General features: G+C 53.5%; 29 protein-coding genes. 11 read left to right on the top strand and 18 right to left on the bottom strand.

All coding sequences use genetic code 11. The features are described from left to right. Window positions 1–161 precede the first annotated feature (161 nt). A complete protein-coding gene (locus ABSB80_RS04220; protein ID WP_428368497.1) occupies window positions 162–542 on the top strand; it encodes a HEAT repeat domain-containing protein in 381 nt (126 codons plus the stop codon). Window positions 543–717: 175 nt separating this feature from the next. Here ABSB80_RS04220 and hgcC read toward each other — a convergent pair whose 3' ends face one another. Beyond that, window positions 718–1,014 (bottom strand): HgcAB-associated protein HgcC, encoded by a 297-nt coding sequence (gene hgcC / locus ABSB80_RS04215; protein ID WP_428368495.1) that lies wholly within the window; start codon window positions 1,012–1,014, stop codon window positions 718–720. Between the two features lie 306 nt (window positions 1,015–1,320). Here hgcC and ABSB80_RS04210 point away from each other — a divergent pair, with 306 nt between their 5' ends. Both ABSB80_RS04210 and ABSB80_RS04205 read left to right on the top strand, forming a co-directional pair. Next, window positions 1,321–2,184, top strand: coding sequence for an arsenite methyltransferase (locus ABSB80_RS04210; RefSeq protein WP_428368493.1), 864 nt, complete (start codon window positions 1,321–1,323; stop codon window positions 2,182–2,184). 2 nt (window positions 2,185–2,186) lie between these two features. Further along, the gene (locus tag ABSB80_RS04205) at window positions 2,187–2,765 is read left to right on the top strand and encodes a flavodoxin family protein (RefSeq protein ID WP_428368491.1); all 579 of its coding nucleotides are present in this window, start codon (window positions 2,187–2,189) and stop codon (window positions 2,763–2,765) included. 139 nt (window positions 2,766–2,904) lie between these two features. Here the strand turns inward: ABSB80_RS04205 and ABSB80_RS04200 are convergent, their stop codons facing one another. From ABSB80_RS04200 to ABSB80_RS04175, 6 genes are all read right to left on the bottom strand, one after another. Beyond that, entirely contained in the window at window positions 2,905–3,648 is a 744-nt protein-coding gene (locus ABSB80_RS04200; protein ID WP_428368489.1) for an SDR family oxidoreductase, read from the bottom strand. A 130-nt stretch (window positions 3,649–3,778) separates the two neighbouring features. Then, window positions 3,779–4,474: a nitroreductase family protein gene (locus ABSB80_RS04195; RefSeq protein ID WP_428368487.1), complete on the bottom strand. Its 696-nt coding sequence runs from the start codon at window positions 4,472–4,474 to the stop codon at window positions 3,779–3,781. A gap of 224 nt (window positions 4,475–4,698) precedes the next feature. Next, window positions 4,699–5,379, bottom strand: coding sequence for a hypothetical protein (locus tag ABSB80_RS04190; protein WP_428368485.1), 681 nt, complete (start codon window positions 5,377–5,379; stop codon window positions 4,699–4,701). A gap of 92 nt (window positions 5,380–5,471) precedes the next feature. Then, window positions 5,472–5,933: a hypothetical protein gene (locus ABSB80_RS04185; RefSeq protein WP_428368483.1), complete on the bottom strand. Its 462-nt coding sequence runs from the start codon at window positions 5,931–5,933 to the stop codon at window positions 5,472–5,474. 81 nt (window positions 5,934–6,014) lie between these two features. After that, a complete protein-coding gene (locus tag ABSB80_RS04180) occupies window positions 6,015–6,518 on the bottom strand; it encodes a hypothetical protein (protein ID WP_428368481.1) in 504 nt (167 codons plus the stop codon). A gap of 346 nt (window positions 6,519–6,864) precedes the next feature. Next, window positions 6,865–7,332 carry a hypothetical protein gene (locus tag ABSB80_RS04175; RefSeq protein WP_428368479.1) on the bottom strand — a complete coding sequence of 156 codons (468 nt, stop codon included), beginning with the start codon at window positions 7,330–7,332 and terminating at the stop codon, window positions 6,865–6,867. Window positions 7,333–7,463: 131 nt separating this feature from the next. Between ABSB80_RS04175 and ABSB80_RS04170 the strand changes: the two genes are divergently transcribed. From ABSB80_RS04170 to ABSB80_RS04160, 3 genes are all read left to right on the top strand, one after another. After that, window positions 7,464–7,751 carry a hypothetical protein gene (locus ABSB80_RS04170; RefSeq protein WP_428368477.1) on the top strand — a complete coding sequence of 96 codons (288 nt, stop codon included), beginning with the start codon at window positions 7,464–7,466 and terminating at the stop codon, window positions 7,749–7,751. A 188-nt stretch (window positions 7,752–7,939) separates the two neighbouring features. Next, window positions 7,940–11,095, top strand: a complete 3,156-nt coding sequence (locus ABSB80_RS04165; protein ID WP_428368475.1) for an Eco57I restriction-modification methylase domain-containing protein — start codon at window positions 7,940–7,942, stop codon at window positions 11,093–11,095. 11 nt (window positions 11,096–11,106) lie between these two features. Then, entirely contained in the window at window positions 11,107–12,618 is a 1,512-nt protein-coding gene (locus ABSB80_RS04160; RefSeq protein WP_428368473.1) for a hypothetical protein, read from the top strand. On the opposite strand, the gene ABSB80_RS04155 is transcribed toward ABSB80_RS04160, so the two are convergent. From ABSB80_RS04155 to ABSB80_RS04140, 4 genes are all read right to left on the bottom strand, one after another. Then, entirely contained in the window at window positions 12,569–13,165 is a 597-nt protein-coding gene (locus ABSB80_RS04155; RefSeq protein WP_428368471.1) for a hypothetical protein, read from the bottom strand. The genes ABSB80_RS04160 and ABSB80_RS04155 overlap by 50 nt on opposite strands. Window positions 13,166–13,203: 38 nt before the next feature. Continuing rightward, window positions 13,204–13,989: a DUF1828 domain-containing protein gene (locus ABSB80_RS04150; RefSeq protein WP_428368469.1), complete on the bottom strand. Its 786-nt coding sequence runs from the start codon at window positions 13,987–13,989 to the stop codon at window positions 13,204–13,206. Then, window positions 13,989–14,474: a hypothetical protein gene (locus tag ABSB80_RS04145; protein ID WP_428368467.1), complete on the bottom strand. Its 486-nt coding sequence runs from the start codon at window positions 14,472–14,474 to the stop codon at window positions 13,989–13,991. Before ABSB80_RS04145 ends, ABSB80_RS04150 begins: the two co-directional genes overlap by 1 nt. A gap of 110 nt (window positions 14,475–14,584) precedes the next feature. Next, complete coding sequence (locus tag ABSB80_RS04140) at window positions 14,585–14,752, bottom strand: hypothetical protein (RefSeq protein WP_428368465.1); 168 nt, start codon at window positions 14,750–14,752, stop codon at window positions 14,585–14,587. A 926-nt stretch (window positions 14,753–15,678) separates the two neighbouring features. Between ABSB80_RS04140 and ABSB80_RS04135 the strand changes: the two genes are divergently transcribed. Further along, window positions 15,679–16,047 (top strand): DUF488 domain-containing protein, encoded by a 369-nt coding sequence (locus tag ABSB80_RS04135; RefSeq protein WP_428368463.1) that lies wholly within the window; start codon window positions 15,679–15,681, stop codon window positions 16,045–16,047. A gap of 181 nt (window positions 16,048–16,228) precedes the next feature. On the opposite strand, the gene ABSB80_RS04130 is transcribed toward ABSB80_RS04135, so the two are convergent. The 5 genes from ABSB80_RS04130 to ABSB80_RS04110 are packed head-to-tail and all read right to left on the bottom strand — an operon-like array spanning window position 16,229 to window position 20,365. After that, window positions 16,229–17,293, bottom strand: a complete 1,065-nt coding sequence (locus ABSB80_RS04130) for a cation diffusion facilitator family transporter (protein ID WP_428368461.1) — start codon at window positions 17,291–17,293, stop codon at window positions 16,229–16,231. 18 nt (window positions 17,294–17,311) lie between these two features. Next, window positions 17,312–18,499: an energy-coupling factor ABC transporter ATP-binding protein gene (locus ABSB80_RS04125; RefSeq protein ID WP_428368459.1), complete on the bottom strand. Its 1,188-nt coding sequence runs from the start codon at window positions 18,497–18,499 to the stop codon at window positions 17,312–17,314. Window positions 18,500–18,502: 3 nt separating this feature from the next. Continuing rightward, window positions 18,503–19,297 carry a cobalt ECF transporter T component CbiQ gene (cbiQ, locus tag ABSB80_RS04120; protein ID WP_428368457.1) on the bottom strand — a complete coding sequence of 265 codons (795 nt, stop codon included), beginning with the start codon at window positions 19,295–19,297 and terminating at the stop codon, window positions 18,503–18,505. A gap of 46 nt (window positions 19,298–19,343) precedes the next feature. Next, window positions 19,344–19,670, bottom strand: a complete 327-nt coding sequence (locus tag ABSB80_RS04115) for an energy-coupling factor ABC transporter substrate-binding protein (RefSeq protein WP_428368455.1) — start codon at window positions 19,668–19,670, stop codon at window positions 19,344–19,346. Continuing rightward, on the bottom strand, window positions 19,667–20,365 hold the full coding sequence (locus ABSB80_RS04110; RefSeq protein WP_428368453.1) for an energy-coupling factor ABC transporter permease: 699 nt from the start codon (window positions 20,363–20,365) through the stop codon (window positions 19,667–19,669). Before ABSB80_RS04110 ends, ABSB80_RS04115 begins: the two co-directional genes overlap by 4 nt. 170 nt (window positions 20,366–20,535) lie before the next feature. On the opposite strand from ABSB80_RS04110, the gene ABSB80_RS04105 reads away from it, so the two are divergent. Further along, complete coding sequence (locus ABSB80_RS04105) at window positions 20,536–21,756, top strand: pyridoxal phosphate-dependent aminotransferase (RefSeq protein ID WP_428368451.1); 1,221 nt, start codon at window positions 20,536–20,538, stop codon at window positions 21,754–21,756. Here ABSB80_RS04105 and ABSB80_RS04100 read toward each other — a convergent pair. After that, entirely contained in the window at window positions 21,753–22,697 is a 945-nt protein-coding gene (locus tag ABSB80_RS04100) for an ABC transporter substrate-binding protein (RefSeq protein WP_428368449.1), read from the bottom strand. The two genes, ABSB80_RS04105 and ABSB80_RS04100, sit on opposite strands and share 4 nt — an antisense overlap. Window positions 22,698–22,700: 3 nt before the next feature. Continuing rightward, a complete protein-coding gene (locus ABSB80_RS04095; RefSeq protein WP_428368447.1) occupies window positions 22,701–23,189 on the bottom strand; it encodes a helix-turn-helix domain-containing protein in 489 nt (162 codons plus the stop codon). Between the two features lie 103 nt (window positions 23,190–23,292). Here ABSB80_RS04095 and ABSB80_RS04090 point away from each other — a divergent pair, with 103 nt between their 5' ends. The 3 genes from ABSB80_RS04090 to ABSB80_RS04080 are packed head-to-tail and all read left to right on the top strand — an operon-like array spanning window position 23,293 to window position 25,417. Next, on the top strand, window positions 23,293–24,096 hold the full coding sequence (locus ABSB80_RS04090; RefSeq protein WP_428368445.1) for an ATP-binding cassette domain-containing protein: 804 nt from the start codon (window positions 23,293–23,295) through the stop codon (window positions 24,094–24,096). Continuing rightward, on the top strand, window positions 24,093–24,800 hold the full coding sequence (locus ABSB80_RS04085) for a GTP-binding protein (RefSeq protein WP_428368443.1): 708 nt from the start codon (window positions 24,093–24,095) through the stop codon (window positions 24,798–24,800). The genes ABSB80_RS04090 and ABSB80_RS04085 overlap by 4 nt, the downstream gene beginning before the upstream one ends. A 2-nt stretch (window positions 24,801–24,802) precedes the next feature. Then, window positions 24,803–25,417, top strand: a complete 615-nt coding sequence (locus tag ABSB80_RS04080) for a (Fe-S)-binding protein (protein ID WP_428368441.1) — start codon at window positions 24,803–24,805, stop codon at window positions 25,415–25,417. Window positions 25,418–25,424 lie beyond the last annotated feature (7 nt).

The following is a 25,424-nucleotide window of genomic DNA, read 5'->3' as shown; positions in this document are numbered from 1 at the left end:
AGAACCGCTGGCTGCAAATCTCTAAATATACCTTTGATAGATATCCACATGCTCTGCCCTGATATGACAGTTCAGGTCCGCACAAATTACCGGAAAACTTCCATACCATATCCCGATATCCGTCATATCAGGGAATTTCCAGCAAGAGGTTGTGATACATTATGGTCTCAAAAAGTAAAAAGAAGTCAAAGATACCATTCCACGAAAAGGTCGAACACGCCCGAACGGATACAACAGTACCGTCAGATATTCCCGCAGAAAAATCCATTGATCAACTGATTCAGGAACTCAAAGATCCTGATGAAATCGTCCGTTCTACCGCAGCCGGGGCTCTTGGACACCGCAAATCGGAAAAGGCTGTTGGACCGCTTATTCTGGCCCTGAAAGACAACCATGTCTATGTCAGGCATGGGGCTGCATGGGCGCTGGGTGAGATAAAATCAGAAACGGCAGTAGACGCACTCAGGCTGGCGTTGAATGATGAGGATGAAATAACGCGGGGGAAGGCAGCCGAAGCATTAGGAAAAATTCAGGGGAACTGACGAGTATAATTGACGGATATTGATGCGTTAACGGTTATTGAACGATCCTGCATTCCACGACACTTCATACCTCATGATCGGACCAACCGCTGACCAATCAAAACCTCTACTGACTGGAATCGTAATGAGAGGAAGAAAAATTTTTAAAACAGAAGGCAGGAAAAAACGCAGAAATTTATTTTTCCGGGACATTCTCGCCAAGAGGCTTGAGAATCGTTGTTACCAGGGTACTCAGGTTTTCTGCTTTCACGAGTGCCATGCAACAGAATCCTCCCTCTTTTTCAAGGGTGAACAATGCAAGTTTATCCCCCGGCCGTATACCTGCTTTCTCCCTCAGATCTTTGGGAAGTACCATCTGGCCGCGTTCATCGACACTCAGTAACGCCTCCATTTTGTAAACCGATCCGACATCACATCCGCAGGATATATCTCCGGAAATTCCGGGGGGGACAACATCTTTTTTCTTCGTCATAGTCTCGTTCACTACTGATTATTTTATACCTATTTAATTCTTCAGAAAAATCAGAATAAAAAATACGGATGCCAGGTTTTTTTCATGCCTAATTATCAACCCGTAAAAAAACCAGAATAAGCGGCGTCTGAACTACAACCGGAACTGCATCGCATTTTTTGTCCACAACGCTGTCCACATACAATATTTTCAGCATAATCTTACGCATCTGATTAATCTGATAAATTTAAATATGCTGAAAGCTCACATCAAGTTGTGATTTGGATATGACCGGAAAAATTGGATATCCGAATTCGGGAATGTATCATGAAAACGAAACCCACGAGTGAAAAAACAATCAAGGATGAGATCAGGAACAGTTACGGGACTATTGCACGGACTGGCGGATCGTGCTGCGGCCCTGCACCTTCATGCGGGTGCTCTGCCGCTTCCGACGCTTCCCGGAAAGTCGGCTATTCCGATGATGACCTGTCTGCAGCACCGGACGGCGCCAACCTTGGCCTGGGCTGCGGGAACCCTGTTGCCATCGCCTCGCTCCGACAAGGGGAGACCGTTCTCGATCTTGGATCGGGCGGGGGCTTTGATGCGTTCCTTGCAGCAAAAAAAGTCGGCCCTGCCGGCAGGGTAATCGGTGTCGATATGACACCGGAGATGATCGAACGGGCACGGGCCAATGCAAAGCGGGGCGGGTATTCCAATGTCGAATTCCGCCTTGGCGAGATTGAAAACCTGCCGGTCGATGACAACTCCGTTGATGTCATCATATCCAACTGCGTGATAAACCTGGCGCCGGATAAGGGCCGGGTGTTTGCAGAAGCGCTCCGGGTCCTGAAACCCGGCGGCCGGTTCATGGTATCCGATACGGTTATGATACGACCTCTTCCCGAAGCGATCCAGAAATCCGTGGCCGCATATGTCGGCTGTATTTCCGGGGCACTCATGAAAGAGGAGTACCTGTCCATGCTCCGGGCTGCAGGATTCGCAAAGGCTGAGATTGTAAAAGATTCCCCCATTGACTTCGCTTCCGCGATCAGGGACCTTGGATTTCCGACAGACAAAAACCCGGCAGAACTGGCGGAAATCAGTGAGGCACTACAGGACAGCATCACGAGCATAACCGTTGCAGCGGTCAAGGAAGGTGCCGGCCGGAAGAATGCAAAGAGGAACTGATCGTGAACGTTGTTGCATTCAACGGCAGCGCCCGTAAGGACGGCAATACCGCCATTCTTGTCAATGCGGTATTTGCGGAACTGAAAAAAGAAGGTATCAGGACCGAGCTTGTCCAGCTGGCAGGAACGGAGATCCGGGGTTGTAATGCCTGCGGCACGTGCTTCACGAACCAGGACAAGCGGTGCGGAATAAAAGATGATATCCTCAACGACTGTATCGAAAAGATGCTGGATGCCGACGGGATCATCCTCGCCTCGCCTACGTATTTTGCCGATGTGTCCACCGGGATGAAGGCACTCATCGACCGGGCCGGCCTTGTGGCAAAGGCAAACCAGGACATGTTCCGGCGCAAGGTCGGGGCATCGGTGGTTGCTGTCCGCCGTGCCGGGGCCATTCACGCGTTTGACACGATGAACCATTTCTTCTTCATCAGCCAGATGGTAGTCCCCGGCTCGTCGTACTGGAATATCGGCATAGGAGGACATGGACCGGAGGATGCAAAAGGCGATGAGGAAGGGTTGATGACCATGCGGACGCTTGGCGCCAACATGGCGTGGCTGTTAAAGAAGATCAACGACTGATTTTTTTTCAGATGATAGCCACGGTCAGGTCATCGGTTGCCACGGTGAGCCCGGGACTGTGCTTAATGTTCTCATCATGGCAGTCGCCCCACACCGGTGCCGGCCACATTTATAGGGGTATTCATCCCCCCGGATCAGGTTACGGCCCACCCAGGCGGTTTCCGGTCATGGCTGCCAGTTTCGGGTCCGGGACCCGGATCTCGTATTCGTCGTTTGCGAACGATTTCATGGCCGGTATGACGAATTCGGCCGTAGTGAGGCCGAAGTACGTCTGTCCCCGGGCTTTCCGGGCGCCCTTGTCCAGGTTCGTGTCCACCATGGGCGGTATCAGCTCGAAGACCTTGACCGGGGTGCCTTCCAGCTGTTGCCGGAGTGCCAGGCTGAAGGTGTGGACGGCCGCCTTGGTCGCACAGTACACGGGAAGCGGCGCCATCGGATGAAAGGCAAGTCCCGAAGAGATATTGGCGATCGCCGCTTCTTTCCGGGTCATCAGGTGAGGCGTAAAAAGTGCGGTCATATACACGAGCGCCTTCAGGTTGACCTCGATCTCGTCCTCGCCATCTTCCCCCCGGTGCCTGAGGAGGTCTGCTGTCCCTTTCCTGAAATCGATCATCCTCTGGATGCCCGCATTATTGACCAGCACGTTCAGGTCCTTGAAGTTGGTAACCGCCCACGCGAACAGTGCCTCGCGTTCGGCTTCTTTTGCTATGTCGCACCTTCTCGTGTGCAGCGACGGCAGCCTGGCTCTTGCTTCCTGTAAATGCTCTTCCGTCCTCGCACAGACGATGACCTCGCTGCCCGCTTTCACGAACTCCCCGGCCATGGCGAGGCCGATGCCTGTCGCCCCGCCGGTGATCAAAACCGTATTGCCACCGATCTTCATGGTACCTGCCTCTCATCAAGGGGGACACGTGGCCGCGGCTCACCGCGTCAGGTCCCTCCCTGATATCCAGAATCCGGATTGCACGTGCGGGATTGTATACATTCCTGCCGGGGCGGGGAGGGTCCCGGATTTACCACATCGTCCCGTACTTGTTATGATGCGTAAACGATGCGCTGTCCCTGCGCACCCTCAGATAGTCTGCCTGTGCAGCCGGGTACCCCAGCCTGACGGCAAATGATACCGCCATATGCTCCGGTATCTTCAGGATCTTCTTTACATCCTTCTGGACGGGACCGCTGAATGCGCTCATTATCTGGAACCCGATATCCAGCTCCCCGGCCATGAGCCACATATTTTCCATCAGGCAGCCAAGACTCAGTATCCCAAGCCTGTCTCCCTCTGATGCCGGGGCCCGTTTCCGTGTATCGTACACCACGACGAGGATGACCGGACTTCCCTTGATCGTCTCGTTCAGGGTTCCGGGAGTCGTATCTTTCATCGCCGTTTCAAGTTGTGCCTTGTCCCGCCATGCCGGCGGAAACTGCATCCCCAGTATCCCGACCTTTTTCTGCACCAACTCCTCTTCCGTCATCGACAACTGCTCATAATTTTCCCTGATAAAGTCCGGGGACGGATAGGTCGTTATGTCCCCCAGCCGGTCCAGGACGTTCCTGTCATCGACGACAATGATCTCGAAGTTCTGCATGTTGTGGGCAGTCGGCGCCCACCGGCCGGCTTCCAGGATCTTTTTTACCTCCCGTTCCGGCACCGGCCTGTGGGGATCGAAGAATATTCGGGTCGAATGCCTCTCCTGTATAATTTTCATCAGATCGTCCATGGTTCCTGCCTCTTGCAGCAGCTGAACTGCACGTTTGCATTGAACGGTCCGGAACTTTAAAATTTTTCAGGAAAGGTGCCGGGGGCGACCGTCAGGCGCGGCGGAGGGGAATGCGGGGAGTAACCCTGCCGGCGCCCGGCCGTACCCCGCGGCAGGCCCCGGGAAGACTGGATGGTAAGGAAAAGACGGCCTGTTTTCGGGAATAGTTCCGGTCACCGGATATATCCGATGCCGATTCCCGGGGTTTCGGCAATCTCAGGTTTTGCCAGCATCCTGATGAAGCGGAACCCGCGTTCCGGGTGGAAGATATTTGCCGAAGCGGCGCTCCGGACAAGCCACGCGGTATCGAGGCCGCGTTCGGTACCGGCGCAGCAGACGACGGGTATCCCCTCCGGGACCACCCCGGCATCGACTGCCATGAGTACGCACTCCATGCCGACGAGCGTGCCGGGGGAGAAGAGCTCGAGGGTTTTTGCCATGATATCCAGCGAAGAGACATGCCCGAGATGGACCCGCATCGAAAAACTGGGGCCGAAGAACGGGATCGTCCCGCGGATCACGCGCACTCCCGCCGCGTCGAGCAGGATCCTGGCCTCTTCCGGGATCTCCATGGGGACCCGTTCCCTCCCCTCTTCCATCCACCGGTCCCGGCATACCCGCAGCTCGGGGATATCGGCAAAGACCCCGGTTGTCATCCCGTCCACCTCCCATGCCATCCCTTGGGGGCAGGTGACACAGACGACGTCTCGCGCACCTGCTGCCTTCGCGATCTTCAGTGCGCTCTCGCCGGTTATCGAGGCTACAACGATCGTGTCGGCGAGCGCCGCGGAATCCTTTACAACCTGTACGACCCGGTCCGTGTTCACCGGGCCCGGCCTGTCGAATACCTGCATGATTAAAACTCCCTCTTGTTTTTGAGGTATTCATTGCCGGACATGATATAATGCGGAGAAAAGGTTCGGCAGGGGGATGGCCCTGCCTCTGCTTATGGGATCAATCCCGTGATGATCCCGACGATCTTCTGTGCCGTGGCCGGGTCGACCACCTGCGCCAGCACGAGGGCGGCGGTCGCGGCGAAGAGGGCCCAGAAGACTTTCTTCACCTGCTCGTTTTTGCCGAAGGCGTCCAGCACGGCATCCGTGTCCGCGTTCATCACGTACCGGACCAGCCGGGGCAGGAAGACAAAGAGCGGCAGGAACAGGACCGCTGCGCCGATGAAGGCGAGCGGGAGTTCCGTCCGCCCGGCAAACCAGATCCCGGCAGGGACCGCGATGATCCCTGCGAGGACGCCGGCCATGCAGACTTCCCCGAGCCCGAACCAGGCCCGTTGTTCCGCGAGGTCAGTATCCTTCCCGGTGCTCGTCAGCTCCGCGAGATCGAACATACCGATTGCGTGGAGCACGCCCCACCAGAAGGTGCGGAGCAGGGTTGAGAGGGTTGTTTCCATAACCATCCTCCTCTGGGGGATAGCCGTAAGAGGGAGTGGCCCGTTGGGGTTCCTCCCCCGGGGGCCATCCTCCCTTCGGGATTAGGCTAACGCTGTAACCCCGTCTGCCCAGGTCTCGATCCGGTTGCGGATCGAGTCGTCCTCATACGAGGAGATTACGACCCGGCTGCGGGAGAAGTTCACGAAGTACATCTCCCCGTTGGGGTCGTGGCACTTCAGGGTTGCCGAGAAAGTGTCCGATCCCACATCGTGGACAGGTGTGCCCCCGTGGGCCGTGGTGTTTGCAGTGTTTGCGAGCACCGCGGTGATCCCGGCATTGAAGCCGGCGATCGTGTTGTAGCTTTCCGAACCACTTCCGATTTTCTTCGCGTCGGTGTCCTGGTACACGAACTTCGCCGTGTAGGTTTCCCTGGACTTTTCTACGGGCGGGTGGTTGACGCCCGAGCTCATATACGATACACACCCAAACGGGTTGCTGGTGATTATTGACTGGACCAGCGTGTTGAACGCGGCCACGTCAGCAATCGGGTTCGCGAGTTTGCGAACTGCACTTTTTACGTTCGTACTTTGAACGAAATCTGCCATATTTGGTTTCTCCTGAGGATCCGTAAGGAAGTCGAAAGTCGGCTTACGCCTCCCTTCGAAGTTCGGCTTTTTGCCTCACTTCTCTTCGTCGAGGTTTACCGGAAACCTCTCCGACCCGAATGATGAGAAGAACTCATCAGAGCTCTTCGATTCCGTCAGATTCCTTTGAACCCTGTTTTTCCTTGGTGTCTCGGGGCGCCCTTTGACAATACAGTATTGGATGTGGAGATATATCGGATAAACGTGGGGGTGGTAATCCGGGGCATATACACAGCCGGTCCAGCGATTCACTGCTATTGAGACTGCGGATTTGTGTCCTGTGGGTTTTACCGCGGAAAAAAAGGATTTATTCTTCCGGCAGCGCCGGAAGTGCCCATGCCGGTATCAGCCCGCCCGGCAGGACTTCGTAATACTTCCACCCGCACAGCCGGGAATAGACCATTATCATCTTTCTGAACTGCCTCGTGGTTCCCATCGTGCGGAGGTTGTCGATCTTCTCTGCAAAGTGGCTGACAAGGACCCGGGCATTGGATACCGGCTTTCGTGAATAGATGACCTGGATGAGCAGGGTCACGTCCTTCCTCAGCGCGATGATGTCGACCGGGATCCGGCAGTGACTGATCTGTGCCGGGAGGTACTTCCATTCTTCCAGCAACCGCATGGCCCGGAAGATGATCCCGGTACTCCTCAGATATGCCTCGCGGCAACCGGGCGTTTCATCTCCATCGATCTCGTGGATGATGACTGTCGCTTCCGTTGCCGGAGTGTTCTCTCCTGATAGTGCGATACGTTCCTGTTCCGTTGACCGTTTCATCGGTTGGCTTATAATTTTTCTTTCCAAAACGTCCACCTCGAATTCGGATTCGTGTCCGATTCGTTTCCGGCTCATGGCCGGGACATTCCACAACGGGTTCTCTCTGCCGGTCCTTACCAGGGATTCCGAATATGAATACCTCATGGGAATCCTCCCGGGTCGCGCAGGAATGGCGGGAGAATGATCCGGCTCCTGCCAGCAGGCAGAAGAGTATCTATCCGGGCATCTTCAGGAGATATCCCGGTACCAGCGATCCCACAAAATACCGAAATGAGTACATTGAGTACACCAAGGACTGCGTAAGCCGGCACCGGAACAAAGCCCGGGAAATCCGTGACACCCTCCGCTTCGTGCGGGAAGGAGCCGGGTCCCGGGGTCTTCGCCGGTGCCGGGGTGCAGAAGTTGTGTGGCATTTGTGATTACCTAAACGAAAGATAAAATCACATATATATTACTATGATGATGCGAGTTATACGAACCGGTGTACTTCAATCCGGGCTGAGGGACAGGATCGGTTCGGCTGGGAGATTCATCGAATGGACCGGAATGAAATTGAAATGGGCACGGAAAGAACATATTTAACGGGATGGAGAGTGACACATTATCAATGGCAGTCCCCGAATCGATCCAACCCCTTGTTGATAAGTACACGTTCCATCGCGATGCCTACATCCGCGGGCAGGAGAAATACAATGAAGCCCAGCTCCGCCAGGACTTTACCGACCCGTTTTTCCATGCATTAGGCTGGGATGTCAACAACAATAAGGGTCATTCGGAAGCGTATCGCGAAGTGATGCACGGGGAACCGATCCGGATCCGCGGGACGACACAGTTTTTTGATTATACGTTCCGCATCGGGGGTGTCCGGAAATTTATTGTCGAGACCAAGAAACCGTCAGTACGCATCAAGGATGATGCGGACTCGGCACTCCAGCTGCGCAGGTACGCGTGGAACGCAAAACTCCCGCTCTCCATCCTGACGAACTTCGAAGAGTGGGCAATCTATGACTGCACCATCAAACCGGAGCATGGGGATAATGCCGCCAAGGGGCGGATCGAGTATTTCACGTACAAGGAGATTCCTGCGAAGTGGGAATACTTAGTCTCGGTCTTCTCGCAGGACTGTATCCTGAAAGGATCGTTTGACAAGTATGCCGATTCCCAAAAGGGGAAGAAAGGGACGGCGACGGTGGATGATGATATCCTGACCGAGATCGAGACGTGGCGGGATGCTCTTGCAAAAAACATCGCGCTTCGCAACTCCGCGCTCTCGGTGGATGAGCTGAACACGGTTGTCCAGCGGACGATCGATCGGATCATCTTTCTACGTATCTGCGAGGACCGGGGCATCGAGGAGTACACGACCCTCCATAAACTGCTTGAAGGCGAGCATGTCTATGCCCGGCTCTGCGATATCTTCCGGCTGGCGGATGCGAAGTATAATTCCGGGATCTTTCATTTCGAGAAAGAACCGGACTGGGACGAGATGCCTGATACCCTTTCACTTTCGCTGAATATCGACGACAGGATATTGAAAGGGATCATCAGGAGGCTGTACTACCCAGAGACACCGTACCTCTTCTCAGTCATCCCGCCGGCGATCCTCGGCCACGTATACGAGCAGTTCCTCGGCAAGGTGATCCGGCTCACAGAAGGCCACCAGGCCAAGGTGGAATACAAACCGGAAGTCAAGAAGGCCGGCGGCGTCTTCTACACGCCGCAATACATCGTGGAATATATCGTGAAGCACACGGCGGGCGAACTCCTGAAGGAAAAGACCCCACGAGAGTGGTCGAAGCTCCGAATTCTCGATCCTGCGTGCGGCTCCGGCTCGTTCCTGATCGGCGCCTACCAGTTCCTCCTCGACCGGCACCGCGACTGGTATATCGAGAACCTCGTCCCGGTCTTCATCGATAAGAAATCTGTGACCGATCCGGCCGTCCTCGCCCTCCTGCCCGAAGCCACCCCGCGAGGGAAGAAGCACCTCGCCCAAGTCGAACTGCCGATCTTCAAGGCCGGCACAAGCGGCGACACCACCCGTACCCGGAGCGACTGGCGGCTTACGACTACCGAGAAGAAACGCATTCTCCTGAACAACATCTTCGGCGTGGACATCGACCAGCAGGCAGTCGAGGTGACGAAACTCTCGCTCCTCCTGAAAGTGCTCGAAGAGGAGAACGAGGAGAACATCGACAAGCAGCTCAAGCTCTTTGCTGAGCGGGCGCTGCCCTCGCTGCACCAGAATATCAAGTGCGGGAACTCGCTGATCGGGACGGATATCCTGACTCCGGAAATGACCTCTGAAGAATTTATGCGAATAAAACCATTCGACTGGGATCGGGAATTTTCCGATGTGATGAAGGCGGGCGGGTTCGATGCGGTGATTGGGAATCCGCCGTATCTCAGGCAAGAGGCATTGAAAGAACAGAAGAAATATTTCGAGACCCATTTTGAAGTTTATCAGGGTACGGCCGATTTGTATGCATACTTCATCGAAAAAGGATTGGCACTCGCACGCCCGAAGGGTCAATTTTCCTATATTGTAGCGAATAAATGGATGCGGGCGAATTATGGAAAACCACTCCGAAAATTTTTGCTCACAAAACAAATTGAAGAAATTGTCGATTTCGGAGATCTTCCGGTATTTACAACGGCGATAACCTATCCTTGTATAATTCGGATTTCTAACGAGAAGTTAATAAGAGAATTCGGTGTAACAAATGTTAATGCCCTCAATTTCCCGAGTCTTGATGAATACGTGAAAGAGCATTGGCATTCGATTAATCCGAATAATCTTACAGAAGAAGGATGGACTCTTGGGAATGAGGGGACGGAAAAACTCCTGAAAAAAATACAAACTACTGGAAGATCGCTTGAAGAATATGTAGAGGGTGCGATTTATTATGGACTTAAAACAGGATTGAATGAAGCCTTTGTTATTGATGTAGAAACAAAAAATCGTCTTATTAAAGAAGATCCAAAAAGCTCTGAAGTGATAAAGCCATTCGTGAGCGGCAGAGATATAAAACGTTACTCCTTATTGAAGTACGGAAAATTTTTACTGTATATCCCCTGGCATTTCCCGTTGCATACAGATCAATCAATCATGGGATCATCCAAAAGAGCTGAACAAGAGTTTAAAACAAAATATCCTGCAATCTACAATCATCTTTTACAATATAAGGATAAGTTGGCTGCGCGAAATACTGCCGAGACAGGAATTCGATATGAGTGGTATGCGCTTCAACGTTTTGGTTCAAATTATCATTCAGAGTTCGAAAAACCTAAAATTGTCATTCCCGCCATTGTAAAAAGTGCTTCTTATTCCTTCGACCGAGCTGGATTTTATTCAAGTGATAAAACCACAATCATTCCTAAAAAAGATTGGTACTTACTTGGTCTGCTTAATTCAAAAGTGTTAGATTTTGTGATGCATGCTATTTCATCAACAAAACAAGGTGGATATTACGAATATAAACCGATGTACATTTCCAAACTCCCCATACGCACCATCAACTCTGCAGATCCGACAGACATGACTCGCCATGATCGCATGGTTATGCTAGTCATACAGATGCTCGATTTAACTAATCGATTGGAAGACGCCAAACTGGACCATGAAAAGACGTTGCTCCAGCGGCAGATCGAGGCGACGGATGCTTCCATCGATACATTGGTGTACGAATTGTATGGGCTAACGGAGGAGGAGATTGGGATTGTGGAAGGAAGAGAAAAATCGAGCGAGAATAATTCTAAGGAATAAAAAGATGGACCATGGAAAGCGAATCAAAGATCCAATATTTAAAAAAATATTTAGTTAAAATCATCGATGATTTCAGGAAAGAATATGATCAACTTGATGATGTAGAACGGAAGTATATCGCTCAAAATACATTATATTCAGTTCCCTGCCAGATTGAGATTTTTTGGGTGTCTGAACCGTCCGAGTTCCAGCTTTTTGTTCTGCTCCATGATCCCAATCGGCAGGATAAAGAGATTATAATCAATGGCCCGTACAATGCCAATCAAATTGTCGAAAGAGTTATTGAAATAATGGACGAACCCAGATGGAGAGGAAAGGCACCACATTCGGATGACAATTGGCCCTTCCCCTCCGATGTGGGGGATAAAGAGCATAAATATTCTGACGAATTTGCCGGTCATTTTTCAACTTTTTTAGATGTGATTCGGCAAACCGTATCACAATCTTTTCCCCCAGGTTTAATCTTTAGTCAAGCGATGGGTGAAATTGATTATTGCGCAATTTTCAAAGGAAATATCGCAAATCTGCCACCTGCTGAATTAGATCAGAAAAGTTTCATTGAATCTGCAAAGCAGTATGCAGAATCTGTTAAAAGAGGATTAATTCCAGATATTGTGCAATCAAAAACTGCCGAAAAATACATAAAGAGAAGAAATTTTTTCGGGTCTTATTACAGTCCTGGTGCGCGTATTGGGGATAATGTCGAATTACCTTTTAGGGAGAAAATTTTTGGTCCGAACATGGAATACCCAAAATATGAATATGGATTTGCTTTCAATGGTCGAATGGGGTTCTATGACCGGTACGGTTTGGTAATTATCGAGGGTGAAAGCGAAGCAGAAGCGATAAAAATCATCAATACGATTTTTGGGATTTCTATTCTGTATGGGATTGAGGCATTTTCAGTAAGAAAATCAGATGTATTAAGTACAGACCCCCCATTTGACTTTGTACCATTAGGCCAGTCACTTGGATCATATAGTAGGAAAATATCCAAAATTACTGGACAGGCCCCGAATTTCTTTGCAATGATAAAGAAAACACAAATTAATTTTGAAAAAATGCAGGAAATTATCAAAGTATCAGAGATAGTTTTCCGCAATGAGAATTTGAATGAATCATTATTGTTTTTACTTGAAAGCAATACACATCTGAAAAATTCCGAGTTCTCCCAAGCTTATATTTTTTGTTGGTTGATAGTCGAGCAATATATCTCGAAAAAATTCAGAATATTATTGTCAGAAAAAAAGGAAATTGCAGGAAAACAAGGGAAAAATAAAGATCCTGATAAAGAGAGAAATAGCCACAAGTTGAAGTTGCTCTATTCCAACGGAAATCTGGGTGTTCAAGAATATTCTTTTTTAACCGAATATAATAAAAAAAGAAACGATTTTGTACATTCGGGAAAGACGATAACAGAACCGGATGCAGAAAATCTGTTCTTATTTGCGTTTAAAATTGTTCAGGATGAGATTAGTGATTTAATCGCCACTTCAAAAACAACAAATCCGGAAGTTCAATAATTTCCTTAAAAGTGTTCAATAGGAAACCTTTTTCCTTAACTACATGAGGTACTAAAATGAACGTATCATTTGAAAATAATAGGATAAGTTCTCTGAAGTCCCCAAATTGGTTTCTGTACAAAATCTCCATTTGTTTATTTCTGAAATAATCAACATCAGTAATTTGGCAAAGAACGTTCACTTCATTCGGACCTAAATTAATCCAATGAGAACGAGTAATTTTATTTTCCCACTCTTTTGGCATTATTGGAATGCTATGGTCTAACACCCGAGTTACCGCTACACTGTATGCAGGATTTGAACTCGTATTTTTAATTCTCAGGGTAATTGCGAAATCTTGAGAAGGTGGCGACAAAAAATCATTTGTCTGAATTGTAATGAATGTCGGCTCAAATTGGACTGCAAAAAGATAATGCTGCTTTAAGGCAATTTCCGCTTGACACCAGATTAACAAAAATTGTAAATAGACCACAATCGGAAGAATTGCATCAAAATTCAATTTTACAATTAAAATAATCGGAATTATGGATAATAAGAAAAGTTTCACACATATTTTGATAATGTGTATAAGAAAAGAAGACAAACCTACCCCGCCGCCATCCCCCCGGTCTCCTGCACGTATTTCAGGAACCGGTCCTTGTTTCCGGGGAAATTGGAGAACTGTTTCTCGCATACATCAGAGAACTTCGCAAGCGTCTTCCGGTTGATCTCTTCCTGGTCTTCGAAGATGCCGATGGACCGGAATTTCAGGCCCCACTTCTCGAACATGAGAAGATTGATGGTTGCCTCTCTCACCCGGTCATCATTTGGCAGGGCATAGATGAGGATAGGGCCGGATGGACTTTCGATCATGCAATCGGCGGTATACCGGCTGTCAGGATCATGGGTGGGGTCGTGCCACTCGAACTGGACACGTTCCTCCGGAATCTGTTCTTTCACGAACTCCCGGACATCTTCCATGAAGGTGGTGCGGACACGCTCCCGTGAGAGATAGGATACGTCCGAAATCCTGAGCAGTGCCTGGATATAGCTGTAGAGGGCATCCCCGTATTGATCGTCGTCTATCGACAGGATCAACTCTCCGTTCCTGTCCTCAACCGAGAATGCAGCGAGGGCATTTGAGATGATCTTCTGCCGCCCCCCGCTTCGCAGGTCCTTATCCTCAAGATCGTAGGTAAGGTGCATGAACGTATGTCCCTCATCGGAGAGTATCCATTTCCCGTTCTCCTGTTTCAGGATGACAACGAGATGATCTCCGTCTTCAAAGAGGAAAGGGGTGAATACATGATAGCGATCGACACCTTCGGCTTCGACGCGTACCTGATCGCACACTTTCTGCCGGAAATTCTGGATGATTGCCTTGACCGACATTAACTCATCCCCCATTGGGACAGACTACGATTCTTCGCAGAGATCATAAACCCGCATTCTTTTAACATGCATTCTATTGCACCATGATAATCTGCATACCGGGTTGTCTCTTCTGCGTAGGTATCTTCCCGGTAGCCGGATTGCTGGTACCGTTCGGTCGCTGTATGGATATGGAACCCATAAAATTTGTTTCTCTCAATATGATTGCCATGCTCATGACTTTTTCCATTATACCTGCGAAGGCGGAACTGCTGGTTTGATCCTTTCGGGAGATACACAAGCATAACCGAGAAGTCCAGTGGATTCAATTCGCTCTGCCGGAAGATTAAACGGAAATTCGATCCACTCTCTCCAAGGATGTCTTTCTCGTACTCTTTATGCCCATGTTTTGATTTTGGTTTCAATTGTGAAAGGAAGTCTTCGGGAAGTAATTTTCTCTCCGCCAATAATGATCCAATTTTTTCATCATTCAACTGGATCGTCATAATTGTCAATTTGGCTCCGGATATAATAATACTGCTTTTAAATTCGATACGGTTGATATTTCTTCATTTATTTTGTAGGTAATACTAAGAGGGTCCGACGACGAGAAAAATTATTTCTCCTTTCTTATACCCTTGAAGGGGGCACCATCCTGTTTTACATCCATGAATTGGCCGGTATTTGTGTCACGTTTCACAAACTGTCCGGTCTTTGGATTGAGAACCTGACTCCGATCATCTACAGTTCCTCTTCGAAAACCTTCGTCTGTGTTCTTTGCCATATTTGTTCTCCTGCAATAATGCTCATTTTCATGAGAATATGAGAATTATTGTCATATCTCCCTGACCATTATATAATTAACAAATTACCTGATGCGCAGAGTGAAAGTGAACCCCTGATAGAACATGAGTCGCATTGAAGTCCGGCTTGACGAAGGAACCGTCTGGCTCACACAGATAGTTATCGCAGAACTCCACCAGACAACAAAACAGAAAATGTCAGCCTCTACTTCAGAAATATTTTTTTAATGACAGAGAATTGGAGAAAGGATTAGTAGTCAAAGAATACTTGACAACTGCCTTCAATGCCAACCCCAAGCAGAGGGGCCCACCCCCCATCTTCATAGAGGAGGCCTCCCCCTACCCCCCACCCCTCCGGGCATGGGAGGGGTACCCCCCGCTCTGCTGAGGGTGGGGTAGCTACCTCTCCTGTCTGACAACGGCAGAACCTACCCTTCCCATGGAACGTCCGACGGCAGAGGCTGTTTTTTGCCGGCCCGGATGAAAGGGGGAGGGCGGATACCCACCCCACCTTGACTGAGGGGGTACCCCCCTGTCCCATGCAATGAGGGGTACCCCTCCCCCCTGCCCCTCTTTGCTCAGACCACCCCCCTCCTCCCCACCCATCCCTCAGTGAGTGGGGTACCTACCCCTCTCCGGTTACATACACTTGGATGTGATTTCTCATGGAGTTCTCGTCGGAGAGGCCGGTTTACGGGCCGGTATCGGGCAGGGGGGGTACCCACCCCTCATGTGCTCAGAGGGGTACCCACCCCCTTGCCCCTCCCTCAGTAGAAGGGGCACCCCCCTCCCCACCCTCGCTGAGGGGAATGGGTGGGTACCCCCTCTCTCCCGGTCCGCAACAGGAGATAGACCTGCCTGAGAGTTCCGCAAGCATATTCCCGACCGGCAATGAAATACCTTCAGGATGCTGAAGACCAGCTACTTCGCGAGGAGTGCACGGGAGCCCGGTGCGGTCTCGATAGCCCGCTTCCCGCCACGGTGGTATACCGGCAGGAGATACTTCAGGCTCGCCCCCAAACCCGAGATGCTGAAACTCGGGGACTGGGAAGAATATCAGAGAAGGTACCGGGAGGAAATTCTCTCGGGCCTCGATCCCGAGGAGATCCTCCGGGACCTGGACATTGCCGGGGCAGGTCATGATGTCATCCTGCTCTGCTTCGAGAAGGAACGGATGCACTGCCACCGCGGGCTGGTCGCAGAATGGTTCTCTGAAACGATAGGACTCGAAGTCCCCGAGCTCGGATCGCCGTCCACGGTCCAGGCGACACTATAGAACCCGCAGTTGGCAGCCATGAACCGGGCGATGGGGATAAGGAACCGGGATGGACCGGGTTTCCCGCCATCTCATTCAGCACGGCCGTTATAATGCGCGATCGGGACTGACTCCATAAAAATGATACATCTGCTCTCCCCGGGTTTCTTTTGTTTCACTCAGGTCCCATCCTCTGGCGGATTCAATGCGAATGCTCAGGCAGCCCGTCATGGTCGTGCTCCGCAATATCGTGATAATCGGGCCCAGAGGCAGTCGACGGATCGACATGGATGGTGGCATCCGAAAGATACCGGAGGTGGTGAAGGAGTTCGTGCCGGAACTCTTTCGCAATCGCGTGGCCTTTTTCCACGGAAAGGGATGAACCGACCGTGATATTGACTTCCGCATGGAGCCGGTGACCCAGCCACCGGACCTTGACATCGGTAATTTCCATCACTCCTTCAACGTACTCAGCAGTATGGCGGATCTCGTCGGTGATCGCCGGGTCGACGCCGTCAAGCAGCCGGGTGAAGATCGTCTTTCCCGACTCCCAGACAATCCAGAATATGATGATCGTGATGATGAGACCGATGACCGGGTCGGCAATCGGGAATCCGAGATAGACCCCGGCTGCACCGATCAGGACTGCAAGGCTCGCGAGCCCGTCTGTCCGGGCGTGCTGGCCGTCCGCGACAAGCGCTGCACTGCCGATCTCGTTTCCCACCCGGATGCGGAGCCGGGCCACGGCTTCATTCCCGGTAAACCCGACCAGTGCTGCCGCTGCTACCGCCCAGAGGAACGTCACCTGCTGCGGGTGAAGGAGCCTGTCGATAGAGACGTACCCGGCCACAACAGCCGATACCATGATCATCAGGACCACGAATACGCCCGCGAGGTCCTCGACCCGCCCATACCCGTAGGTGAACCGTTTCGTCGGTTTCCACCGGGCCAGCAGAAACGCGAACAGGAGTGGGATCGCGGTGAACGCATCGCCGAAGTTATGGATGGTGTCGGCGAGCAGTGCGATACTCCCGGAATACGAGACGATGATTAACTGGAAGGTCGCGGTTATGAACAGGCCGGCAAACGACCACTTGACCGCCCGGATCCCCCGTTCGGTGCTGAGAACGGATGGATCGACAACACCATGCGTGTGGGCATGGCCGTGGTGATGGTCATGGTCATCCCCACGATCATGCCCGGGGAGATGGCCAGGATCAAGCCCGGTATCTTCCCGGGGTTCATGGTCTTCAACAGTGAGGATCATGCTCTTTCACCTCCTCATTCACCCGGCCTGGTCTGGGGAAGGGTTCGTAGTGTCCAGGGAGACCACCGCGATGGTATTGCCGCTCTCCCGGCAGTACGTCCCGACCCGCCGGAAAACATGCGGCACCATCGACCCCGGGGTCAGGAGGAGCGAAGATTCCCCGACGAGTGCCCGCAGGATACTTTTGTCTATCACGCCGTACGTGAAATCGAGCGATATCGATTCGCGCTCGGCAAGGTTCTTCGCCCGGGTCCCCATTGCCCCGCACCTGTACGACGGGTGATCTGCTATCCACGCCAGGATCTCACCGGCACCGGTCGCGTCCACATCGCAGACCGTGATGGTCCCAAGGGCCCTGCCCGCGTGGGGTTTACTGAAGCTCCGTTCGAGGGAACTGACCAGCTGGAGGACAGACTTTGGCGACTCCGTCTTCTCCATCATCTGCCGCGAGACGAGCTCCGTGTAGACTTCCAGCACCGCAGGCATCCGGAGATTGGCAGCAGCAATGAGTGCCGTGTTGGTAAAAACCTCTTCAGGAGAGCCGGCATGAAGCACGGTCCCCCTGTTCAGGAGGATGACCTGGTCCGCCCAGTGGTACGCGAGCTCCACGTCATGGGTCGAGATGATGATCGTCGTCCCCCTTATATTGAGTTCATCGAGCAGCTCCATGAGGTCAGCGGCACCGGCCGGGTCGAGCGAACTGGTGGGTTCATCGAAGATGAGGACCTCCGGCTCCATCGCAAGGGTCCCGGCAATCGCGGCCCGCTTCTTCTCACCGCCGCTCAGCTGGTGGGGCGGCCGCTTCTCGTACCCGGTGAGACCCACGGCCGCAAGCGATCGGGCAACCGTCGCCTGGATCTCGCCCGGTGTCATGCCGAGGTTGAGGGGGCCGAACGCCACGTCCTGGTATACCGTCGGTGCGAAGAGCTGGGTATCCGAGTTCTGGAAGACCAGCCCGACCTTCCTGCGCACCTCGCGCAGCGAACGGCTGTCGTACCGGAGCGGTTCGCCACCGAGCAGCACCCGTCCTTTCGAGGGCTCGAGAACCCCGTTGCACATCAGGAGCAGGGTGGTCTTCCCGGCACCGTTGGGGCCGACCAGGGCAACCCGGGCCCCTTTCTCTATCGAGAATGTTACACCGGAGAGCGATGCCGGGCAGTTCGGGTAGGCATAATGAATATCGTCGAATTCGAGCAGGGTTGTCATCGTTCACCTGAAAGGCACTATTGTGCTAGTCATGATCGCAACGGTAATGCAGAGACCCAGGTAGACTGCGGTGGACGCGATTGCAACCGGTTTCGGGGGGTTCTGGTGCCCCGGTAATTCCAGTCTGCCGTCATAGCACCGCGAGTCCATCGCTATGACCAGGTCTTCTGCCTCCTTCCACGCCCGTATGAAGAGCATGGCGCCGAGCATCGCCGTTGAGTTCAGCGATCGCCTGAACGAAGTATATCCCTGGCGGATGGTCTGGGCATTGTGGATCGCGATGGCCTGGCCGATGAAGACGAAGATAAAATGATAGATCAGCATGGAGAGGTCGATCAGGACGGGCGGGACGCGCAGCGCGTGCATGGCAGAGAAGATCTCGACCATGGGCGTTGTCAGGGAGATGAAGAAGAGCCCGCACATCCCGCCGAAGGTCCGTACCAGTACGAGGAGCGCGAGGTTTGCGGAGCCCGTCGTGGCGGTCAGCGGAAAACCGGCGATGGAAAAGGCCGGGAGCGGCTCTCCCCCGCCGCTCAGAAACAATATCACGATGACCGAGAGCCCGACAAATGTTGCGGGTATCAGCAGGAGTTCGCTGTAAACCCGCACCGGGATCTTTGCAAACACGAGGGTAATTGCGGAGAGAGTGACGAGGATGAAGAGAGGAGCCAGCGGGCCCGGGGATGCAACACAGATGAATATGGCCCCCATGCCGAGGACGAGTTTGAGATAACTGTTCACGTCCCGCAAGGCGTTTGACTGGGCGTAGTAATCCAGGTTCCCTTCCATGAATGTCATGGAGAGTACATACCCCCGGATGCCAATATATCAACGGATGACAGGTTTATGGAGATTTCGCACATTCCCTTTTGCCCCGGTAATACCCGAAGAAGTATCCGATCACCAGCGCCCCCAGCCCGGACTGGATGCTGAAGAGGAGGGACTCGACTTCCGTGCTGGGGGGTGTCCAGAGGGGGGATATCCAGGGGTGATATCCCGTGGCCTCAATTGCAGCGCTGCCCATATCATCGGATCCCTGCCAGGTCTCCTGCCCGGGTCTGGCGGTTTCCTGGATATGGGCATTCTGGACGAGGAACACTGCCGCAAAGACCACGACCACGACAGCAAAGATGATCTCGAGTTTGTACTTCATGAGAAACCTGAACTTCATGAGAAACTCTCCAGGATTTTTGTGACCTGCTCCGGCGTGAGTACCTTGAGTCTGACGAGGATATCTGACCGGCTCTGGATGATGTACTTGAAGACGAGCGCGATAAGCACGCCTTCGAGGATCGCAAGGGGGACCTGCGTAACTGCATAGATCGCAAAGAAGGTCTCAAAGGAGATCAGGAACCCCCCGTGCGTGGCCGGGAATGCAGCAGCGAGCTCGATTGCCGTGATAACGTAGGTGAAGAGATCCGCGACCGCCGTCACCAGGAACACATTGATAAAAATATTCAGGTTTGCCGCTTTTCCCAGCCGGTACACAGCATACCCGAGAAGCGGCCCCGCAATTCCCATAGAGAAGACATTGGCGCCGAGCGTGGTGATCCCCCCGTGGGCCATGAAGAGCGCCTGGAAGATGAGCACGATCAGGCTGAGAATACCGGTGATAACAGGGCCAAAGAGGACGGTCGAGAGCCCGGTGCCCGTGGGATGGGAACAACTTCCCACAACGGGAGACGGCATCTTCAGGGAGGAGAGAAGGAAGATGAAAGCACCTGACACGGCAAGGAGTGAGAGTGTTTCACGGTTTTCCTTAACCTGGCGGTCCAGGAGGTAAACCCCGTAGATGATGAACGGCGCCGATACAAGGTACCAGAAGACGCACCACTGCCAGGGCAGAAATCCTTCCATGATGTGCATGATGATACAGGAACAAATTTACTTGCCTTAAGTAAATAAAATTTGCTTATTGGGTACGTGACTCTATTTAAAGACCGTCCGGGTTGAAGATCCCGACCACAGAGAAAGCGCGTCCCGCATCTCCTGCCGGATCCTCCCACTATATTTCATTGCATGCCAATCTGATCACCATGAAGCAGACCGGGCCCGGCACAGGAAATACCCCAGCAGATCCCAACGTAAAAAAATACTTCTCCACCCGGCCCTCACGGGCCGACAATTTCACCGAATCGGTGATCCGGGAGATGACCCGGCTCGCTCTGAAGCATAACGCGATCAACCTTGCCCAAGGTTTTCCCGATTTCCCCTGCCCGCCCGAGCTCAAGGCGGCGGCATGCAATGCGGTGAACGACGACATCAACCAGTACGCGATCACCTGGGGGGCAAAGGATCTCCGCGATGCGCTGGCAGAACGGGTCGGGAAGTTCAATGGGATGCGCTTCGATCCCGAGACGGAGATCACGGTCACCTGTGGGTCGACGGAGGCGATGATGGCATCGATGCTCGCCGTCATCCAGCCGGGCGACGAGGTGATCGTGCCGGAACCCTTCTACGAGAACTACGGCCCGGATGCGCAGATCTCCGGAGCCGTCCCGAGATTTGTCCCGCTGAAGGACGATTTTTCCATCGACGAGGAGAAGTGGAAGGAGGCGTTCTCAAAGAGGACCCGGGCAGTCATCCTCAACACCCCCAACAACCCGACCGGCAAGGTCTTCACCAGAAAGGAACTCTCGTTCATCGCTGACCTCTGCATCGATCACGACGCTGTTGCCATCACGGACGAGATCTACGAGCATATCGTGTATGACGGGCACCGGCACCTGTCGCTCGCGTCGCTGGACGGCATGCGGGACCGGACGATCACCATCGGCAGTTTCTCCAAGACCTACAGCGTCACCGGCTGGCGCGTCGGCTATGCCCTTGCGGATGAGGGGCTGACCGGGCGGATCCGGAAGATCCACGACTTCCTGACCGTCGGTGCCCCTGCTCCCCTCCAGCGTGCCTGTGTCGCTGCCCTGATGCTGCCGGAATCCTATTACGTCGGGCTGGCACAGGATTACGATCGCAGGAGAAGGATCCTCTTTGACGGCCTCAGGAATGCCGGGTTTTCCTGCCAGCTGCCGGAAGGCGCATACTACATCTTCACGGATATCACCGGCTTCGGCATGACCGATACGGAATTTGCCCGGTTCCTTATCGGGAAGATTGGCGTAGCCGCAGTCCCGGGCAGTTCATTCTACCATGAAGGAGGGGAGACGAAACTCCGGTTCACGTTCTCGAAGAAGGACGGGACACTTGAAGAGGCCTGCCGGAGGCTGGAAAAACTGGAAGAAATCATAACGCCGGCTTAACCGGAGATCCCCGCATCGTAGTGGTGCGGTCCCGTATGGACGGCCTCAATGAGCGACCGTTCGAAGATCTCTTCTTCACCGATGGCCCGGGAGATGTACCCAAGCGACTGCAGGGTCTGTACAAATTTCATCGTGGATGCGATGTATTCCGGTGGCAGGGCAGCGCAGTATTTCGGTGAGATACGGTAGGTCTCCAGCACAAAATCCGGATCGACCATGCCGGTAGTATCTGCGACGATACGGGCGGCAGCAGGTGAGTCATTCCGGATCATCTCGCACGCGGCCTCGTGGGCTGACAGGAACCGCGAGAGCAGGTCCCGGTTTTCCAGCATCCGTCGCATGACCACGATCCCGTAGCTCGGGTTGAACGGCCAGAGCCGGTCCGGAGGCACGACGAGGCGAGCGCTGCCGTACCTCCGGGCGGTCACCGCGAGGGCCGGGGTCCCGGCAGCGGCAACAATCTCCCCCTGTTCGATTGCATCGGACAGAAAATCAGCCCAGGGATAGTTCTTCACGGTGATATCATGAAACCCGTGCTCCCGCAGCAGCTCGTTCACGATGACATCGTGGATGGAACCTTTCGGCGGAGTGCCAATCGCCTTCCCGGAGAACTGGGAGAGGAAGTCCGGCATGCCTGAGCACTCACCGAGCGTGCGAATCCCGGCGCCGGCTATCATGACCGTCCCTTCCACGTGCCCTCCCGCGATACAGGCAAGGGAGAGGCCGCGGTCGATCCCGATGATCACCGGCGGAAGCCCGATATACCCGAGATCGACAGTCCCGTTTTGCATCGCGTTGATGATATCCGGCCCGGACGGGAAGAGCGTCCACGTAGCCGCAAGACCCTGGCGTTCCAGCAGATCCGTTCCGCGAAGCAGGAATGCGGTATGGTACATCGTCGAGAGGTGGCCAATTCTGATCTTTGCGGGTTCCTGTGGCATGGTTCACCCTATCTTTTTCGCGACCGTGGTGATCGCTTCACTGACCACGGAGAGTTCCGGGCGGAGCATCCCGACGGGGATATCAACGATCTTCTCGACAATGGAAGCGAGGATAGGTGCGCAGACGATCCCGGACGCCCCGTCTTTTTCCGCACGGGCCGCCGCGATGATGCACTCCTCAAGGGAATTTGCGGAATATCCCCGGATCCTGAAGGACTTCCCGTTGACGTCCGTCTCGCGGACCTCAAGGTTGTCGAGCAGGAAACGGGCGGCGATGATCGCGATGAACCGGTCGTGCCCGGGTTCGAGGACCGAGACAATTTTTTTTATCGTCGAGAGGCGCGGGTCCCGTTCGCCAGCCGTAACCTTGTAGAGCGTCGAGGCAGGGATGCCGGTCAGCTCGGCGAGGTCCCTGACGGTCAGGTTCTTCCGTTCCAGCTCCTCGTTCAGGGCCGTGGTGAAATCCGTCTCGAAAATCCTCTTTGATAGCATATTAACCCTTAAGTGATACTCTGGAGATAATAATTGTTACTATAAGGATAATTATTCTGCCAAATTGGAAAATTATATCAGCACAGGTGCAATCATACTGAGTATGCAGAGCGTTCAGTTTTCCGAACTTACGATCCTTCCCGGCGCCGACCGGTGCGGTGAGAAAGAAGGGTTTGATCGGATAACCCTCCGTCCAGGGGACACGGTCTCCATCGTTGGGTCGACCGGTTCGGGAAAATCGGCATTCATCAACGATATCGAAGTGCTTGCCCAGAAAGATACCGTCACCGGCCGTTCCATCCTGATAAACGGTGCACCCCCGGCCGATGACATGGTCCGCGATCCCGCAAAAAAACCCATCGCCCTCATCACCCAGAATACCCGCGTGATTGCCGATCTGACGGTAGAACGTTTCCTCGCACTTCACATACGGGCACGGGATTCCGACGCCCAGGAGCTTATCACCCGTACGGTTGCGCTTGCCAATGAATTTACCGGGGAGAAGATCGACAGGTCCATGCGGATGACATCCATCTCCGGCGGCCAGACCCGGTCACTCCTCATCGCCGACGCCATCATGATCGGCCAGACCCCCATCCTGCTCCTCGATGAAGTGGAAAACGCCGGCATCTTCAAGGAAAAAGTCATCCGATGCCTGAAACATTACAACAAGGCGGTTATTTTTGTCACCCACGATCCCCTGCTCTCCCTGATCACCGACCGGAGGATCGTCATGAAACGCGGGGCAGTTGTGAGCGTCCTCGAACCAAAGGACGCTGAAAGGGAGATGATCACCCATATCTCCGGCATCGATGCATTCCTCGTGGATCTCCGCGAAAAGATACGGGCCGGGGAACTGATCAGCGATGATATCCTGGCACGGGACATGACGGTCATCCCTGCATGAAACTCGTCATCGTTGCCGGCCCGCCGAGTGCGGGGAAGACCGCGGTGATCCGGCAGATCGTCCGTGAATTTTTAACGACACGGAACCCGGTATTCCTGAAGATCGATGTTGTCCGGGCATTCGAGGACGACGAACTCAGGGAAGAGTTCGGTATCCCGGCACGGAAAGTCTACTCCGGCGATCTCTGTCCCGACCATATGGGCATCATGATCATGCGGGATGCGATAAGCTGGGCAGAGGGCCTCAATGCCGGTATCCTCATCATTGAAAGCGCCGGGCTCTGCCTCCGCTGTACCCCCTACACGACCCAGGCATTCGGCATTGCCGTGCTCTCAGCAATTTCCGGCAGCAATTCCCCCCTTAAGATGGCCCCCATGATCGCCCTTGCCGATGTGGCGGTGGTGACCAAGACAGACCTCGTCTCCCAGGCGGAGAAGGAAGTGTTCCGGGAGTGCATCAGGATGGTCACCCCGGGCATCGATATCATCGAGACCAACGCAATCCAGGGAACAGGTATGCGGTACCTGATGCGGGCCATCGCGGCATATCCGGATATTGCGGATGCAGCCGCGATCACCCTGAGAGGGACCCCACCCCTCGGGGTTTGCACGATCTGTATCGGGAAAAAAGAGATCGGGTGGCAGCACCACTTCGGTGTGATCCGCCCGCTGGAAGAGGCTGACAATATCTACCGGGGTGACTGACCATGGCATGGGTCCCCCCGGGCAGGGACTGCGGGGCCTGCGGCCTGCCGAGCTGTGACGAGTTTGTCAGGGCGGTCAGGGAGAAGAATAAGACCAATGAGGACTGCACATTTTACACGATCGGCCAGGGTGCACATGGTGAAAAGACGACCTATACGGGAACCGATGTAACCGGCGCAAAATATGACTTCGTACTCCGGGCTTTTCCCGGTGAACCTTCGGCACGCAAATTTATCGTCCCGTTCCGGGCGGATCTTGTGGAGAGATGGGACATTCAGAAGGGTGACCTCGTCACCGGCCGTCCTGCCGGACCCGGCTGCCCGGTCTATCACGCGCTCAGGGTACTCTCTGCCAACCCGGTCACGGGAGTCTTGGAGTGCCATACGGTCGGACCGCTGGAAGCGCGGAAGGAAAAACCTCACGACGTGCAGGCCTACCATGTCCACGCGTTCGAGGGGATTGCCGAGACGATCATCCGTCCGCCGACCCTCGGCCTCCGCCAGCGGTTCCTTCCCGGCTACTGCATGATGGACCTCTCCCATACCGCCGTGGTAAACATGGTATTGAAAAAGGAGGAGGGCACGCATGTCCGCCTTGAAGATATCAGGATCCTGTGAGCACGTT

This window comes from Methanoregula sp. (assembly GCF_050010295.1).
Taxonomy (GTDB): Archaea; Halobacteriota; Methanomicrobia; order Methanomicrobiales; family Methanospirillaceae; genus Methanoregula.
This window is presented reverse-complemented; position numbering and strand designations above follow the sequence as displayed.